This is a genomic window from Brevibacillus sp. AG (genome assembly GCF_028369215.1).
Taxonomy (GTDB): Bacteria; Bacillota; Bacilli; order Brevibacillales; family Brevibacillaceae; genus Brevibacillus; species Brevibacillus porteri.
Genome location: NZ_JAQMYO010000011.1, coordinates 159,272 through 175,841 on the forward strand (window position 1 = coordinate 159,272; position 16,570 = coordinate 175,841).

At 47.3% G+C, this 16,570-nt stretch carries 14 protein-coding genes; 10 read left to right on the forward strand and 4 right to left on the reverse strand.

Annotated features, from left to right (window positions below; genetic code table 11):
* Positions 1-120: 120 nt before the first annotated feature.
* Genes POF51_RS25685 through POF51_RS25720 form a run of 8 tightly spaced genes read left to right on the forward strand, consistent with a single transcriptional unit; the run spans position 121 to position 8,103 of the window.
* Positions 121-1,209, forward strand: coding sequence for an ABC transporter ATP-binding protein (locus tag POF51_RS25685; RefSeq protein WP_069852906.1), 1,089 nt, complete (start codon positions 121-123; stop codon positions 1,207-1,209).
* Positions 1,206-2,360, forward strand: coding sequence for an alkaline phosphatase family protein (locus tag POF51_RS25690; protein ID WP_069852904.1), 1,155 nt, complete (start codon positions 1,206-1,208; stop codon positions 2,358-2,360). The genes POF51_RS25685 and POF51_RS25690 overlap by 4 nt, the downstream gene beginning before the upstream one ends.
* A complete protein-coding gene (locus POF51_RS25695; protein ID WP_069852901.1) occupies positions 2,361-3,248 on the forward strand; it encodes a carbohydrate ABC transporter permease in 888 nt (295 codons plus the stop codon).
* A gap of 10 nt (positions 3,249-3,258) precedes the next feature.
* The gene (locus POF51_RS25700) at positions 3,259-4,086 is read left to right on the forward strand and encodes a carbohydrate ABC transporter permease (protein WP_069852899.1); all 828 of its coding nucleotides are present in this window, start codon (positions 3,259-3,261) and stop codon (positions 4,084-4,086) included.
* Between the two features lie 32 nt (positions 4,087-4,118).
* Positions 4,119-5,444 (forward strand): ABC transporter substrate-binding protein, encoded by a 1,326-nt coding sequence (locus POF51_RS25705; protein ID WP_069852897.1) that lies wholly within the window; start codon positions 4,119-4,121, stop codon positions 5,442-5,444.
* A gap of 27 nt (positions 5,445-5,471) precedes the next feature.
* Positions 5,472-6,206 (forward strand): HAD hydrolase-like protein, encoded by a 735-nt coding sequence (locus POF51_RS25710; RefSeq protein ID WP_069852894.1) that lies wholly within the window; start codon positions 5,472-5,474, stop codon positions 6,204-6,206.
* Positions 6,207-6,223: 17 nt separating this feature from the next.
* Positions 6,224-7,135: a sugar phosphate isomerase/epimerase family protein gene (locus POF51_RS25715; RefSeq protein WP_271756294.1), complete on the forward strand. Its 912-nt coding sequence runs from the start codon at positions 6,224-6,226 to the stop codon at positions 7,133-7,135.
* Positions 7,136-7,152: 17 nt separating this feature from the next.
* Positions 7,153-8,103, forward strand: a complete 951-nt coding sequence (locus tag POF51_RS25720; RefSeq protein ID WP_244521853.1) for an NAD(P)-dependent oxidoreductase — start codon at positions 7,153-7,155, stop codon at positions 8,101-8,103.
* Between the two features lie 46 nt (positions 8,104-8,149).
* Here POF51_RS25720 and POF51_RS25725 read toward each other — a convergent pair whose 3' ends face one another.
* Genes POF51_RS25725 through POF51_RS25735 form a run of 3 tightly spaced genes read right to left on the reverse strand, consistent with a single transcriptional unit; the run spans position 8,150 to position 11,911 of the window.
* Positions 8,150-9,298 carry a Ger(x)C family spore germination protein gene (locus POF51_RS25725; RefSeq protein ID WP_069852889.1) on the reverse strand — a complete coding sequence of 383 codons (1,149 nt, stop codon included), beginning with the start codon at positions 9,296-9,298 and terminating at the stop codon, positions 8,150-8,152.
* A 2-nt stretch (positions 9,299-9,300) separates the two neighbouring features.
* Positions 9,301-10,827, reverse strand: coding sequence for a spore germination protein (locus POF51_RS25730; RefSeq protein WP_069852886.1), 1,527 nt, complete (start codon positions 10,825-10,827; stop codon positions 9,301-9,303).
* Complete coding sequence (locus POF51_RS25735) at positions 10,805-11,911, reverse strand: endospore germination permease (protein WP_069852883.1); 1,107 nt, start codon at positions 11,909-11,911, stop codon at positions 10,805-10,807. The genes POF51_RS25730 and POF51_RS25735 overlap by 23 nt, the downstream gene beginning before the upstream one ends.
* A 113-nt stretch (positions 11,912-12,024) precedes the next feature.
* On the opposite strand from POF51_RS25735, the gene POF51_RS25740 reads away from it, so the two are divergent.
* Together POF51_RS25740 and POF51_RS25745 are read left to right on the forward strand one after the other, a co-directional pair.
* A complete protein-coding gene (locus POF51_RS25740) occupies positions 12,025-14,307 on the forward strand; it encodes a DEAD/DEAH box helicase (RefSeq protein WP_271756295.1) in 2,283 nt (760 codons plus the stop codon).
* A complete protein-coding gene (locus POF51_RS25745) occupies positions 14,297-15,679 on the forward strand; it encodes a ribonuclease H-like domain-containing protein (protein WP_271756296.1) in 1,383 nt (460 codons plus the stop codon). Before POF51_RS25740 ends, POF51_RS25745 begins: the two co-directional genes overlap by 11 nt.
* A 109-nt stretch (positions 15,680-15,788) precedes the next feature.
* Here POF51_RS25745 and POF51_RS25750 read toward each other — a convergent pair whose 3' ends face one another.
* The gene (locus POF51_RS25750) at positions 15,789-16,124 is read right to left on the reverse strand and encodes an ArsR/SmtB family transcription factor (RefSeq protein WP_083261755.1); all 336 of its coding nucleotides are present in this window, start codon (positions 16,122-16,124) and stop codon (positions 15,789-15,791) included.
* Positions 16,125-16,570 lie beyond the last annotated feature (446 nt).

Genomic DNA, 16,570 nt, shown 5'->3' on the forward strand with positions numbered 1-16,570 from the left:
TTAACAATGCTGGATTACGATGAATGTACAAATATTTTTGAACAAAAATTTGATTGTTGGTGTGTATAAGAAAAAATAACAATTGTCCAATAAAGATTGAATGATGAAGGGGTTTTCAACATGTCGAGTATTATGCTGAAGTCATTGTCCAAGCAATATACCAACGATAAAAACACCCTGGACGATATCAGTCTGGAAATCAAAGACAAAGAGTTCCTGGTGTTATTGGGACCGTCCGGATGTGGAAAATCTACGCTACTCAGAATGATTGCCGGGATTGAAGAGATCACCCAAGGCGATGTGTACATTGGCGATGTTTGTGTCAATGAAGTGGAGCCAAAGGATCGGGGAGTTGCGATGGTGTTTCAAAACTATGCCCTTTATCCTCATATGACCGTATACGAAAACATGGCATACGGACTGAAAATAAAAAAGATCAAAAAAGCAGAGCGAGAGAAGCGCATCAAGGCAGCAGCGGATATTTTGCAAATTGATCATTTGTTAAAACGGTTCCCGAGCCAATTGTCTGGTGGGCAAAAACAGAGGGTCGCCATCGGGCGGGCCATCGTGAAGGAGCCAAAAGTCTTTTTGATGGACGAGCCGTTGTCCAATCTGGATGCCAAGCTGCGAAATGAAATGAGAATGGAGATCAAAAAACTACATGAGCGCTTGGATTCGACGTTCATTTACGTGACACATGATCAGGTGGAGGCGGTTACCTTAGGGGATCGAATCGCGATTATGGCGGAAGGCAAGTTCCGACAAATCGGAACGCCGATGGAAATCATCGATTGCCCAGTGGATATGTTCGTTGCCAATTTCATCAGCTCACCCCCCATCAATTATATGGAATCGAGTTTGATTCAGCGAGATGGCCGGGTCTATGTGGAGGTAGACGGGGTGCTGCTGGAAACCAATCTTCCGCTCGACGTGATGGAACAAGCTCCTGAGATTGTCGCGGGAGTCAGACCAGAGCATTGCTTTCTCACGGAAAACAGTGACGATGCACTCGCCATGGAGGTACTGCTCACGGAAATTATCGGAACGGATGTGTTGGTCCATCTGACGTATAAAGGGAGCAATTTCATCGTGAAAAAAAGCTTTACTCAGACGTATGCAAAAGGTCAAAAGGTAAACGTAGGGATTAGCGCTAACCGTGTCCATGTATTTGACAAGCGTACGCAAAAGAATCTGAGGTGCCGCCCATGAATGTACTCATCTCGTTAGACGGCATCAGCTATCAAAGCTTTGAACCTTACGCGCAGCAGTGGATAGAAAATGGTTACTCCTTCTGCCAAAAACTGATCACGACCTTTCCTTCGGTCACATTTAGCGCGCATGCGGCAGCGATGACTGGGAGCCACCCGGGTAAGCATGGTGTCTTTGATAATATCGTAGCTCGCCCGGAAACGATGGAAAGAGTGGCGTTGTATGGCGACCACGAGATTCTTTGCAATGAAGCACTTCATAAGCAGACGATTTTTCATTCGTTGGCGAGACAGGCAGGGACGAGCTGCTGCATTCATTGGCCCATGACGTCCGGAAATCCGTATATTCACCATTTGATTACGGAATCGGGCAGCAAAAAAAAGCTGAAGTCAAAGGTTTCCGTAGAGGAAATCGATCATGTCGCACTGCGTGAAACGATGCGGGCGATCAAAACGGAAGCCTATGATTTTATCTCGGCAAGGTTTGTCGGTTATGATGCGCTGTCGCACCAGTATGGGAAAGACTCGCCTGAGGCAATGCGGTGCCTAAAGGAGCTGCTTACGTATCTCGATCAAATCGAGCAAACGTTGAAAAAGACACAAAAACCATTCAACCTGATCATTTTCTCGGATCATGGTCAAAGTGATATTCACTCGTTTTTTTACCCGAATGAGATTTTGGCCAAAAGCCAGTGGAAGCACCATTTTCGAAACAAACAAATCAAATTCGTCGGGGACGGCAGCGGGGCGTTGTTGTTTTATAGCTCGTTAGATTATCAGCAAAACAAAGAAATCATGGCGTTTTTTGAACAGATGCCAGAAGTGCATCACTTTTATGAGCTGACAGGGGACACTCCCTCAGCATGCAGTCCATTCGGCATCCTCGATTTGAAGCATACGGTATGCGGCGAAGATATCGCGTTTCCCGAACAGCCGAAATACCAGGAGATGAAAAGCCTGCACGGGTATCATCCCGCCAATGTCGATGAAATGAATGGTTTTCTCTTGTGCTTAGGGGATGCGTTTACGAAAAGCAAAGTGATTGAAGAAACAAACATCGAAAACATTGCACCCACACTGGCGCAGTTGTTCCGAATTGCTCATCCATGTGACGGGCAACCGATCAAAGACATCTTCAAGGAGTACGAGTAAATGGGCAGACCAATCAGCAAAACGATCAAGGATAACGCATGGTCGCTTGGGTTACTTTTGCCGACACTGATTCCGTTAGTTATTTTTTGGATCTACCCCATGATCAAAACGTTCCAAATCAGTTTTACCGACTGGAACTATATTTCACCTGACTACGACTACGTAGGGCTGGAAAACTACCAAAACTTGATGAGCGATGCTTTCTTCGGGAAGGTGCTGCTGAACACCTTGGTGTTTACCTTTTTTACAGTCGTTCCGCCGATTCTTTTCGGGCTGTTCGTGGCAATCCGGTTAAACAAAATACAGAAGCTTCGCCATATCTTTGTGGCGAGTGCCTTTTCATCGTGGATCACGCCGACTGTGGTCGTGTCCATGGTATGGGTCAGCATATTCGATACCGATTCGGGGATTGTCAATTATGTCCTGAAAGGTTTCGGTATGGAGCCAGTAAAGTGGCTGGGTGGACAAACGACAGCGATGATTGTCGTCATTATCGTCACCATCTGGCAGTACATGGGGCTGGGGATCTTGCTACTTTCCTCTGCTCTCGCGAAATTGGACCCGGAAGTAGAGAAAGCGAATGATTTGGATGGAGGGAGAGGATTACGAAAATTATTCAGAATCACCTTGCCTGCGATCTCACCAATTCTTGTTTTTCTGTTCGTCTTTTTTACGCTGAATTCTCTCAAAGCCTATGATCAGATTTATATTTTGACGCAGGGTGGACCTTCAGGAGCGACTTCGACCATCTTGTACTACTTCTACGTACTCGCTTTTGAATATTTTGAAACCGGACCAGCTTCAGCGTTGGCGTTGATTTTCTTGGTCATGTGTCTCTTGATTAGCGCATTGAATTTCTTCTTGTCCAAACTACTGTTTACCAAATGAGGTGGGAGCTGTGTCCTTGGCAAAATTAAAAACAGGCATAAATTATGCAATGTTAATTTTGTTAAGCGTACTGATGGTGTTTCCGTTTCTCTGGATGTTCTTGATTTCGATCAAGCCTAAAAGCGAGGTGTACAGCGGGAGCCTGCTGCCTTCCACCTTTCATTTTGAGAATTACATCCGCGTATTCACGGAAACGAAGATGCTGCTTTATTTGTGGAACAGCATTTCTGTCAGCCTGATCATCATCGTTTTTCAAATTTTCACCGCGATTTTTGCGGCTTATGTTTTCGCGACGGCGCAGAAAAGATGGGTTCGTTACTGCTTCGTGCTTATTTTAGCGACGTACATGCTTCCATCTGCGGTAACGTACATTCCATCCTTTATTTTGCTGTCCAAAGCGAATTTGCTGGATACGCACATTGGTTATGTTCTCAGCGAGCTCATTAGTATCTTCGCTATTTTTTTTCTGAGGCAATCGTTCGCCCAGGTGCCAAAGGATGTGGTGCATGCAGCCAAGCTGGATGGGGCGGGGCATCTACGACTCATTTTCACGGTGTATATCCCGTATTGCAAAAACGCGATTGCTTCGCTTGTGTTGATCACATTTATTTACAGCTACAACAACTATATGTGGCCCTCGCTCTTGATCAAGTCGGAGGAAAACATGTTCGTTACGATTGGATTGCGGCGGTTGTTTATGAGTCAGGCGGGCTACGGGATGGACTTCCCACTGGCGATGGCAGCGTGTGCGATTTCACTAGCACCTATGCTGATCCTGCTCGCAATCGCAAGCAAAAGAATCATTCATTCCATGGCTAATCTGTATGTCAACAAATAGACCAAAACCGCTATTTATTGGGAGGAGTCATTGTGAAAAATCAGAAGCGAAACACCAAGAGCGTCATTCTTTCCATCCTGAGTTCTGCGCTTATTTTTACCGGAGCCGTCGGTTGTTCGAACAATGCCGCGTCTGACAGCAACGCAAATACATCGTCTGGCCCTAACGAGAAAATCAAGCTGGAGTTCTACTACGGTCTCGGCGGCAAGCTCGGGGAGACGATGCAAAAAATCGTACAGGACTTTAACAGCAGCAATGAAAAATATGAGGTGGTTCCGATTGTCCAAGGTGACTACAGCGAGACGTTGCAGGCACTCCAGGCCTCGCTGGCAGCAGGTAAGCCCCCAGCATTGGCGATCAATGCGTATCCGGAATTTATGAAGCTGGCGAAAAGCGATGCATTGCTGCCATTAGATGAAAGGATCAATCAGCCGGAGTATAAAAAGGACGATGTTCTGCTGCTAGAACAAGGGAAGTACAACGATGCGATGCTGGGTGTTCCTGCTTATGTCAGTACGCAAATGATGTACTACCGCAAAGACATTTTTGACAAATACAAGATTGACTACAATGCACTCACGAGCTTCGAGCAATTGGCGGACGCAGCCAAGCTCATCAAAGAAAAAGAAGGAATCAACGGCTGGTCCATCATGTGGTACACGGAGCATATGATCGACTACGCTCGTTCAGCTGGCGGCGATATCGTGAGCGAAGACGGCAAGACTGTCACGATCGACTCGGAGGAATGGGTGTATGCGTGGGACAGCATTCGCAAATACATTCATGAGGACAAAATCATGGATACCGTCTATGGCGGCAATGGCTGGGAATGGTGGTACAAAACCATCGACAACGTGATGAACGGAAAATCTGCAGGCTACACAGGCTCTTCCGGTGACGGAGGCGATTTGGATTTCACCAAGGTAGCAACCGGCATGCAAAAAGGCTTCCATGGACAACCACCTAGACCAGTCGCCATTTCCGTCATGTTCAACCTGTTCAAAGCATCCTCAAAAGAACAGCAAGAGGGCGCATGGGAATTCGTGAAGTACTTCTCGGAAGCAGAAAAAACAGCGTACTGGGCCGTAAACACAGGCTATATTCCTATTCGCGACAGCGCCGTGAATACAGAGATTTACAAGAACAAATTGAAAGAAAATCCGTACTTCTCGGTACCTTTGGAACAGGCGAAAACGAAAGGAATAGCTCCTTTTGTAGACCCGACAGGCGGCAAAATTTATGCGGAAATTGAGTTGGCGAAGGACAAAGTGCTGATCGAAAACGTTCCTGCCGCAGAAGCGCTCAAAGTAGCGAAAGAAAAAGCACAGAAAGAACTCGACAAGGCACTGAATCAATAAAACATAGCGAACAGGAGAGATGGAAAAATGAAAAACGACATCGCATTGGCTGTATTTGATCTGGCAGGAACGTTGGTAGAGGATGATAACGCCGTGAGAGATTGTCTGCATAAAGCGGCTGTGGAATACGGATTAAACGTGACACCCGATGAAATCAGCACGCATATGGGAACGAACAAGATTCATCTCTATCAGTATTTGATTGCGAGAACAAAAGGAAATAGGATCGACTTCAAAAACTTTGAAATCGATATCGACAATTCGTCGTTCGAGGACGCTGTCAAACTGTACGAACGCTATACCGAATACATGATTGCGTTTTATCAGGAAAATTGCCGCGAAATCGAAGGTGCAACCGAAACGCTGAAGTGGTGCCAAGAAAATGGCATTAAAGTAGCGACTGGGACAGGCTTCCATAAAGACATCAACAGCGTCATTATGGATTCGCTCGGTTGGGTGAAGGACGGCTTGATCGATTATGCAGTAGACCTGGATATGGTACCAGAAGGCAAGGGACGCCCAGCTCCGTTCATGATTTTCAAAGCCATGGAATATTTGAACGTACAAAACGTCAGACAAGTCATCAAGCTCGGCGATACGCCAGCGGATATGCTTGAAGGCTACAACGCAGGTTGCAAAGCGGTCATCGGCGTGATGCAAGGCTCGACCCCCATCGAGGTATGGGGCAAGTACTATCATACGCATGTGCTCGACACGGTAAAAGAACTGCCAGAGCTGATTTTGTCCGGTAAAATCGTATGATCTACCCTGTGGAGAAGATGGCGAGTATCGGAATTGTTTTGCCGAAGCTGTTTCCTTTTTCACAAAGCAGGCCTGAACAGATGCTTCCGAGTCTTCTAACGATCCTGGAAGATCCATTCTTTACAGCGGTAGAAGTGTCCTATATCGCGGACAAAGAGACGAGGGAACAAGCGGCAAAGTATATGACGTACAGCGGAGTCGAGGTTATTTTCAACGGTGGAGATGCAGCCAGAGAATTGCAGATTGATCTCAGCTCCTTGGACCCGGTCGTTCGCAACAAGTCTATTCAATCAGGCAAGATGCTGATCGATCACTGCTATGAAATGAACGCAAAAATCATGCATATCGTAACGGGTAAATTTCAAGGCGAGGAAAACAAGTCGAAAAACATCCAGGAGTTTATTGCTTCGGCGATGGAGCTGTGCAAGTACGCAAAAGAAAAAGCCGATACGTACGAGCTGTGCATTTCTTTGGAGATCGGGGATCGGTATGTCGACCGCAACTATTTGCTCGGACCTACTCATGAGGCGGTGCATGTAGCAAACGTGATCCGCAGTGAGTACGACAATTTTGGTCTCTTGCTGGATCAAAGCCATTTGCCGATTATGGGCGAGGACCCGCACAAATCCTTGTGGTTGGCTAAAGATTATTTAACGCACATTCATCTCGGAAACTGTTACTTGAAAGACAGGCAAGCCAGCTATTTCGGGGATAAGCACCTCCCGTTTCACGTCAAGGATTCAGAGGTTGGTGTGAATGAGCTGACGGCTTTCATCACGACGCTCCATGACATTGATTTTTTCAAGAGCCCAAAACCGACTAGGAAGCCAGTCATGACCTTTGAGGTGGGGCGCTTTGAGGATGAATCGCCTATGCTGGTAATCGCCAATGTAAAACGTGCTTTTTACGAAGCATGGGCCAATGCATAAACGAAAAGACTGGGGCTGTGGCAGAAGTGAATGTATTGATTACGGGATACTTTACCGACTATTCCAAGCAACGTGTGACACAAGCATTTCCGCAGGATTGGCGCATCCAAATTGTGGAGCCTGAGCAGATCGAGTTATTTATCAGCGAAGCAAATGTGTTGATTCCCGAGCATATCCAAGTAAATGAAGAGTTGCTGAACAAAGCGCACAACTTGAAGTTTGTCCAGACGGGTGCGGGCTTTGACAACGTGGATATTGAGGCGTGCACGAAGAAAAACATTTGGGTGAGCAACGCGGCTGGCGTGAATGCAAACGCAGTAGCCGAGCATATTATGGCGCTCATTCTTGGGTATTACAAAAACATCTCTTATCTCGATCAAGCGATGAAAAATCGGGAGGATGAGACCAAGCTCGTCTACGTCGGTGGCGAGCTCGCAGGAAAAACTATCGGAACCATCGGCTTTGGTGCCATCGGCTCTCGTGTAGCTGAGCTGGCAAAAGCCTTCCGAATGAAGGTGCTGGCGTACGACACCAACCCGAACAGGCAGAGCGATGATGCCGAAATGGTTGATCTGGACACGTTGATTGCCCAATCTGACGTCATCACCCTGAACATTTTTCTGAATGAATCCACGAGACATTTAGTGGACAAGCAGTTTTTAGCCAAAATGAAAAGTGATGCACTGCTCGTCAATACAGCGAGAGGGCCGATCATTTGTGAAGAGGACTTGATCGAAGCATTGAAAAACAATGTGATAGGCGGAGCGTGCCTCGATGTGTTCATACGGGAGCCTCTCAGCGTGGACAGTGAGCTGCGTGCTTTGAAAAATGTTGTGTTGACCCCACATACAGCAGGCATGCCTGACGGAACCAAGTTTCACGAGAAAAGGTACCAATTTTTTGTGGAAAACATAGAGCGAATCCAACGCAATGAAACACCGCAAAATCATTTAAATCAACTTTCCTAAACAAAAAAGGCCGGGATCAGTCATCAGAGACTGGTCCCGGTTCGTTTTAATGCTCCCGTATCTTCGAGAGGTTTCCTCCGAATAGCTCCAGCTCTACGTCCAGACGGGAAATCGTATCGGGACGAAGAGGCAGCTCCCCATTTTTCGTAAGCTTGTGCCATGCCTTGGGATTCTCTCGATATAAAGCATCTGACAATTGAAGAACATCGATTTGTGATTTTTGTCCCAAAAGGTACGTGTGCATGATCTCCTCAGAAATGCTCTTCTCCGCATATTCGCGTAGTTTCTTTTCAGGAATGGCTTTTACCAATTGGGGCATGTTTGCCTTCGTTTTCACCTTGAGCTGAAACGTTACTTTGTCATTTTCCACTTTGGGGGTGATGGACGGTTTGATCTTTTCCATGACAAGCGTTGCGATGGGGTGGCCATCATGATATACCGTAATCCCTGGTCGTTTCGTATCTTTATCCAACCAGCGCAGACCCATGATGTCAGTACGTGGCATGCATTGTTTCAATTTCTTGTTATGCAAAAAGCAGACGCCACTCATGATCAGTTTGGGGTGCTTTTTTTTATCTTCGGTCCACTGAACTTTGTTGATCCCTATTTCGGGCAACTGCATGGTCTGCCCACTTTCTTTCCACTTCCAGATAAACTTGTATAGATACATAGGAGCAACGACCGAGCTTTGTCTGTATACATCCTCCGGGTCGTTCAATTGGGAATACAGGACAGAGATATTCAAAATAGGCTTGGCGTTAAAAATATCTTCGATGGGTTCTTTTGTAGCAAATGTCCAGATTGTATAGCGGAATTCGTAGTAACGGTCGACGACATCCAATAATTGATTGACGACATCCTGCTTCAGGGCAGCTTCGGAAAAGACAATAGCTTTGATATGGCTCCAGGAAAGTCGCTGTTGTGAGGTCGGGTACAGATTGAATATCGCTTCATCCAGCGTTTTCCCTTCTCCCTTACCGATGGAAATGGATTGAGGAAGGCGTTGTCCACCTGCTTCTTGCTTGGCAATATTACCGAAGCTAATGATTTGCGTATAAAACACAAATTTCCCCTTCACATAGTCAACTCCAATAGAATTGACGTAAATCAAATGCTCAATTTCCCTGGCACCCCAACAACCGCTTAACATGGCACAGATCAAAATCGTCGTGAAAAAGCAGCGAAGTTTTTGCATTGCTATTGTTGATTCTCCTCGCTTGATCTGTTTTTCTGTAGCATGTGAGGGACCTTGTACCATTTTCCCCATGGGATCCGAAAGATTACCTTCCACAAATCCTGAAAAATAGGGGGAGAGAGCGGCTCCAAATAATAAACCCCAAATGATCGCAGATTGGTTAGGTACAGCACGATCATCCCAACTGAGATGAAAAAGCCAAACAGCCCGGCCATACCAGAAATGACCAAGATGATGAGTCTGAGCAAGCTAACCGTACCGACGAGGTCTTGATTGACCAGCGAAAAGGTGGAGAGAACGGACATCGCCACAATTACGAGAATCCCGGGAGCTGTTAACCCTGCACTGATGGCGGCTTGACCGATGATCAGACCGCCAACCACCGATAAAGTTTGACCAAAAGACATGGGAAGACGCATGCCGGCTTCACGAAATAATTCAAACAACAGCAGCATCACGATTGCTTCTAGTGGGGCAGGGATAGGGACGCCCTGTCTGGATAGGACAAGTGTTGCCACCAGTGTGTAGGGAAGCTGATCCTGATGATAGGTGATCAAGGCAATCCAGAAGCCAGGTAGAAACAAGGCCATTAAAAATCCGAACAATCTCATTAGACGAGTAAAGGCGCTATACCAAAAATACGAGTAGATATCTTCCGGTGTATTAAATAAAAAAGTCAAGGTCACAGGAGCGATCGTGGCGATCGGGGAGCCTTCCACAAAAATAAGAAATTTCCCATGCAACAGCGCGTTAACTGCAAAATCAGGCCTGCCTGTATACTCAAACAGAGGAAACAACGGTATGCGGGCGCCTGTTAGCATATCTTCGAGCTGCGTATTGCTGATAATCGCTGTTACTTGCAGTTGTTCAAGCTTGGTTCTGATTTCATCCAATGTTTCCGGGTTTATCTTATTTTTGAGGAACAGCAAATTGACTCTTGTTTGTGTCTCTTCACCTAGTCTGTACTCTTCTACCGCTAACCTATTGGTTTTTAATCTTTTCCGGATCAAGCCGATACTGATGTGCGGCTCCTCGGTAAAGCCATCTCGCGGTCCTTTCACAGAGACCTCTGTAGTCGGTTCTTCCGGAGTGCGTTGCGGCGGGTTGGAGAGCTCCATCCAATAGAGCTTGTTAAACGAAGGAAAGAAGAGGAGGAGTTCCCCTCCGAATACTTTTTTGACAAGGAGGTCCGGATTGCGATCGTCGAGAATCACTTTCAAAAATAACTCACTGTATTGCTCAAGGCCTGAAGCACTCAGCGGGGAAGTCGTTTGATACATGTGGGATAGCTTCGGAATCACATATTGGTTGATCTGTTTGATATCGCATAGACCCTCCGAATAAATGATGGTAACGTCAGACGAATTCTGCTGATCTTCTGTGGAGGGGAAACGAACCGAATCTATGATGACATCTGCACAAGAGGCAAACAATTGCCGAAAATATTGTTCGGTTAAAGGCTGATCGTTTGGGATGGACGGTGGATGTTCGTTAGGGACGAAGACATCATTCCCTCGGACTCTCCTCATAGATCATACCCCTCCTTCGGCTGGACCAATGTACGAGCACGATGATAATGAACGAGTAGAACAACATCGTATAAAACATAATTGGAACGATATAGGCGGTTAGCATGTCCAGAAACGCGTTATCGCTGAAGGGGAGAACGGCAATGGCAATCAATAGGGAATAAAGCAGGACGAGGACAACCAGTTTTTTCGCTTTGTTTTCCATTCGAAAGATATCTACGATGAGAAAGATCGTCAAAGACATCCGAATAAAAGCACCTGAAAACCACTGGTAAATACTTAAGAAATCCATATGCTCAATGTAGCGGCCAATATTAACCAAGCGCCATTCTTCGTAAGCAGGATATCTCAGCTTCTCCGACTCGCCAGTGCCGAATTCGGCAATTGCCCCCGTAACAGGTCCAAAGGTCAGTCCTATTAACACGATGGCAAGAATCAAGAGGGGCAGCAGCGAATACTTGGAGCGAATATGCTGTTGCATAAACAGAAGGATGATCAGTTCAATATAACCAGCTCCGACAAAGACCATGCCTTTCCACACTGGAAGCATCCCAAACTCCAGGAATGGTTTCAACAACATATAGCTTTTATGCGCGTAGTTGGAAGACATGACGAAGAAACCGAGAAAGATGACAAGCGGCAGGAAAAGGACCGCTGTGTTTGCGATAGAGCGTATGCCCAAGTATGCATTGCACAAGCAAATGCCAGCTAGCAAAAGGGCAATGAAAAAAGTGGGCATCTTTGGGGAAAAAGCGACGTGTATCCAGGTAACGGTATCTCTCATCGTAATTGCACACATCATGAATAAATAGACACAGGCAATGCCTGCCAATATATAGGAAACTACAGGATGGTATGCTTTTTTCAGCAAAAGAAAAAGATGCTGCTGCCGAGTTTTGGCAATTGCCGAATACAGAAGGCAGGTCCACACAAGAAAGACGACACCTGCCAAAATAACCGATATCCATGAATCCCGTTTTGCGGCATCTAATAAAATGGGGATGACAATCACATGGTTCATTAGGCCAATGGTGAGCATCAACATACAGACAACTTGAAAAAAAGTCAAAGAACCTTGTTTCATGCACATACCTCTACATACTTGAGTTGATTATAGTATCTGTTCAAAGTGGATCTTTATTCCATGTTTACATGCCGAACGTCCATTCGTAAAATGAAAGCAAGAAGGTGACGAAAATGAATGTGAAAAAAGATATCGCAGCCATATTGGATCACATAAAAACAGAGGAACGATTTCGCGATAACATTGCGCATTGGAGGGTCATTCCTGCTCGGGAAGCAAAGTCTGTTCCATTTCCAGATGAACTGGACGGACGAATTCGAGATGCCCTGACGAATAGAGGCATTCCCTCCTTATATACGCATCAAGAAACGTCTTTTCGCCATGTGCGCGAAGGTAAACACATCGTCGCGGTTACGCCCACAGCTTCTGGCAAAAGCATGTGCTATCATTTGCCGATCCTCCAGACGTTATCGAAAGACACACAGGCTCGGGCTCTTTACTTGTTCCCAACCAAGGCTTTGGCGCAGGATCAAAAGTCGGAGTTGCACGAACTGATTACGGAAATGGGCCTTTCGATCAAATCCGAAACATATGATGGTGATACACCTGCAAATATCCGGCAGATGGTACGGAAGGCAGGAAATATCGTTATCACCAACCCAGACATGCTGCATTCGGCTATTTTGCCCCATCACACCAAGTGGGTGTCCTTTTTCGAGCATCTCAAATACATCGTGATTGACGAGCTGCATACATATCGCGGCGTTTTTGGCAGCCATGTCGCCAATGTCATTCGGCGGTTGAAGCGCATTTGTGCCTTTTATGGGAGTCACCCGCAATTTATTTGTACGTCGGCTACCATCGCCAACCCGAAGCAATTGGCAGAAGCTCTGACAGAAGAAGAGGTAGTGCTGGTCAACAACAATGGTGCTCCGTCTGGCATCAAGCATTTCCTTTTCTACAATCCGCCTGTGGTCAATAAGCAGCTCAATATTAGACGTAGTGCCACATTGGAGGCACGAGACATTACCGAGCAATTTTTGATCAATGGCATACAGACGATTTTGTTTGCGAGAAGCCGTGTACGTGTAGAGATTTTGCTGACGTATTTGCAGGAGTTGATTCGTCGCAAGCTAGGGCCAAAAACGATCCAAGGGTATCGTGGCGGCTATTTGCCGAGCCAGCGCAGAGAGATCGAACGCGGCTTGCGCAATGGTGACATTATGGGCGTGGTCAGCACCAATGCGCTGGAGCTTGGGGTAGATATCGGGCAGCTTCAGGCGTGTGTCATTACTGGCTATCCGGGCTCGGTCGCAAGCACATGGCAGCAGGCAGGACGGGCAGGAAGACGGCAGGGGGAATCCGTCGTCGTGATGGTCGGCAGCTCCACACCGTTGGATCAGTATGTGATCGCCAATCCAGAGTATTTTTTCGACCGCAGTCCTGAGACAGCGCGGATCAATCCCGATAACCTGATCATTTTGGTGGATCATCTCAAATGTGCGGCATACGAGCTGCCGTTTCGTGAGGGTGATACATTCGGTCGCGCGGAAATCGTGGAAGTTCTGGAGTTCTTGACCGAGGAGCAGGTGCTTCATTACTCGCGGGGCAAGTGGTTCTGGATGAACGATTCATTCCCGGCCCACAACATCAGTTTGCGGTCAGCCTCGCAGGAAAATGTCGTGATCATCGACATCAGTGAACGGGGAAATGAGCGTGTCATCGGGGAAATGGACCGCTTCAGCTCCATGACGCTCTTGCATGACGAGGCTATCTACCTGCATCAAGGGACGCAATTCCAGGTGGAAAAGCTGGACTATGAGGAAAAGAAGGCGTATGTCCGGGAAGTGCAGGTCGATTATTACACAGATGCAAACTTGGCAGTCTCGCTGAAGGTATTGGAGCAGGATCAGTCCCGTCGTCATGCGCAGAGCACGTTGGCTTATGGCGAAGTAGCTGTGAATGCGATGGCGACGATCTTTAAGAAAATCAAGTTCGAAACGCATGAAAATATCGGTTCGGGACCGATTCATTTACCAGAAGAGGAACTGCATACAAATGCGGCGTGGATCGGTTTTTCCGAAGCGCTACTCGGCGAGATTGGGACAGAGGATGTGGAACGCGGCTTGGTTGGTTTGGCGCATGTGTTGCAGCACGTAGCTCCGCTGTTTGTCATGTGCGACCCGATGGACCTGCACGTGATACCGCAACGTAAGGCCGTTCATTCGCAGGAGCCGACGATTTTTCTGTATGACCGTTATCCGGGAGGCATCGGCTTGAGTGAGCAAGTATATAAGGAAATGGAGACGATTTTGACCCAGGCAGAGCGGATGATTGTCTCTTGCCCGTGTGAGTCAGGCTGTCCGTCTTGTGTGGGAGCGACAGATGACGGCAGCAAGGGGCTAGCCATGACCTTGCTGCGTATCGCGCAAGGGGGAAGTACTTATGTCTCTTAAATCCAAGCTGCAACGGATGAAGGGACATCTCTCGCTGGAAACAGACAAATCGGTAGCGCCAGCAGTCGAATCGGAAACGGCCATTCGCCAGAAAGAGCCGGGGGAAGAGCCGAGGGCGGCTGTACCAACGGATAGCAGCGCCGAGTTACAGATACCTTTTGCTGACAAGTGGAAGGAAATGCAGGCATCGCCCTACATCTGGGATGACGAGTACGTCATGATTCGAGAGGTTCGCTATCCGATCGATCAGCAGCATGGCGCTTACGCCTTTTCCGAGTTGCGTGAGGCGATCCGTATGTGGGAAGCGGCTGGTCGAGAGCATCCTCTATCCGCTGCGGGCAGGAGGCCAGAAGACTTGCTGTTCTTCGATACGGAGACGACAGGGCTGTCAGGCGGGGCAGGCAATGCGATTTTTCTTTTGGGATACAGTCGCATAGAGGGAGAGCATGTCGTGGTGCGCCAGCATTTCCTCCCGGGCCCGCATGCAGAGGTGACCTTGTACCAATCGTTTTTGGAGCAAGCACAGAAGTCCTCACATCTGGTGACCTTTAACGGAAAATCCTTTGACTGGCCGCAAGTTCGGACGCGGCATACACTGGTGCGTGATCAAGTGCCTGCTTTGCCTACCTTTGGTCATTTTGACCTTTTGCACGGAGCGAGGAGACTGTGGAAGGCGGAGCTGGAATCGTGCCGATTGGGTATCATTGAGCAGGAAAAGCTGGATGTTTTTCGCGAGGATGATTTGCCCGGCTATTTGGCACCGGTGCGGTATTTCGACTTTTTGCATGCTCAGGACCCTGATGTCATCGAAGGCGTGCTGCGTCATAACGAGACGGACGTCCTGTCTCTGATCACGATGTACATTCACATGACGCGGCTATTGGTAGGGCAAGGGAGTGCAACGGTATCTCTCGAGGAAAGCTACGAAATTGCCAGATGGTACGACGCGCTTGGAGATCAGGAAGCCGCTATGGCAGGCTATCGTCTCGTCGCAGACAGTGAGCATGCGTGGAGTAACCGGGCCAAGCTCGCCATCGGTCATCTGTACAAAAAGCAAAAGGATTGGCAGCAAGCCCTAACCGTTTGGGAGTCGTTCATCCAGTCCACCGGATATGTCCCGGAAGAGGTGTATATTGAGGCTGCCAAGCTGTACGAGCACCAGCTGAAGGATTGGGAGAAGGCTTTGTATTATACGAAGCAAGCGTATGAGCAGTGGAAAAAGCGCGGGAGTCTGTTGCGAAACAGGTCCAAGGCCGACGCAGAGGCGTATTATAAGCGGATGGATCGGTTAGAAGCAAAGCTACGCGGAAATGAAGCGGAAGAAGAGAGCCTGTTGTCCGGATTTTTGGATTGGGCGGATGAGCAAGAGTGATGAGGGACTGTAGATCGAAGACCTATCGATCAGAGGGGGAGTAGGATGAGACAGATTGTCTTGGTGTGATAGTTCCGCAAGTGGTACGTTCGAAAGCTGTTGATACCTGTCATGGCTTCTCCTTTCGTTTGTAGTCGAGCATATAGTCCTCGAAATTGTCGAGCCGTTCTTCCCAAAGAATGCTGAACGAATCGAACCATTCGTCGAGTTCCTGAAAGGGTTTGGCTTCGAGGCTATATATTCGCTGCTGCGCCTTGGTGCGGGAGCGTACCAGCCCAGCCTCGCTCAAAATGCGCAGATGGCGAGATACCTGAGGTTGGCCGATGTTGAGGGCTTGAACGATTTCACTGACAGAGTGCGGCCCCTGTTTTAAAAGTTCGATAATGTTAAAACGGTTCGGCTCGGCGATCGTGAGTAATGTGGCTTGCATCGGTGTCGTGTTCATGGACTGAATATACATCATTATGTATATACGTGTTAATGTATATAAAGCTTTAAAATCCACTCCAAAAGGGGGGCAGCTTGTTTGCGAAGGCAGTTACAGGAGGAGAATTAGGTACAACCGGTGGAGAGATTCAAGAGATCGCATGGAAAACTCGACAAAAGATGTAGAAGAGTAGCTTTGAATGAACGTAAATTGTTGAGATAGCGGGCAGTTTAATCTGATTTAAAGGTATTGAAGCGTAATGAAAGAGATAGAAGATGAGGACTCAAATCTTATTTCCAATTATTTCATTTGATAAAGCAAACAGATCGTGCTATATTGGTATTCCGCCTTTCAAAAAGGGCGGCACAAAACGAAACGAAACACTCCAAAATTACCTGTTGACTTAAAATAAACATACATGGTATATTGTGAGTCCGGCACTTTTGAAGTGCTCGTGAAAATGC

Excerpts from the sequence above, each read along its gene's own strand:
- POF51_RS25685 (WP_069852906.1), top strand. The coding sequence starts at position 121 with ATGTCGAGTATTATGCTGAAGTCATTGTCCAAGCAATATACCAACGAT.
- POF51_RS25690 (WP_069852904.1), top strand. The coding sequence starts at position 1,206 with ATGAATGTACTCATCTCGTTAGACGGCATCAGCTATCAAAGCTTTGAA.
- POF51_RS25695 (WP_069852901.1), top strand. The coding sequence starts at position 2,361 with ATGGGCAGACCAATCAGCAAAACGATCAAGGATAACGCATGGTCGCTT.
- POF51_RS25710 (WP_069852894.1), top strand. The coding sequence starts at position 5,472 with ATGAAAAACGACATCGCATTGGCTGTATTTGATCTGGCAGGAACGTTG.
- POF51_RS25715 (WP_271756294.1), top strand. The coding sequence starts at position 6,224 with ATGGCGAGTATCGGAATTGTTTTGCCGAAGCTGTTTCCTTTTTCACAA.
- POF51_RS25725 (WP_069852889.1), bottom strand. The coding sequence starts at position 9,298 with ATGCAAAAACTTCGCTGCTTTTTCACGACGATTTTGATCTGTGCCATG.
- POF51_RS25730 (WP_069852886.1), bottom strand. The coding sequence starts at position 10,827 with ATGAGGAGAGTCCGAGGGAATGATGTCTTCGTCCCTAACGAACATCCA.
- POF51_RS25735 (WP_069852883.1), bottom strand. The coding sequence starts at position 11,911 with ATGAAACAAGGTTCTTTGACTTTTTTTCAAGTTGTCTGTATGTTGATG.
- POF51_RS25740 (WP_271756295.1), top strand. The coding sequence starts at position 12,025 with ATGAATGTGAAAAAAGATATCGCAGCCATATTGGATCACATAAAAACA.
- POF51_RS25745 (WP_271756296.1), top strand. The coding sequence starts at position 14,297 with ATGTCTCTTAAATCCAAGCTGCAACGGATGAAGGGACATCTCTCGCTG.
- POF51_RS25750 (WP_083261755.1), bottom strand. The coding sequence starts at position 16,124 with ATGAACACGACACCGATGCAAGCCACATTACTCACGATCGCCGAGCCG.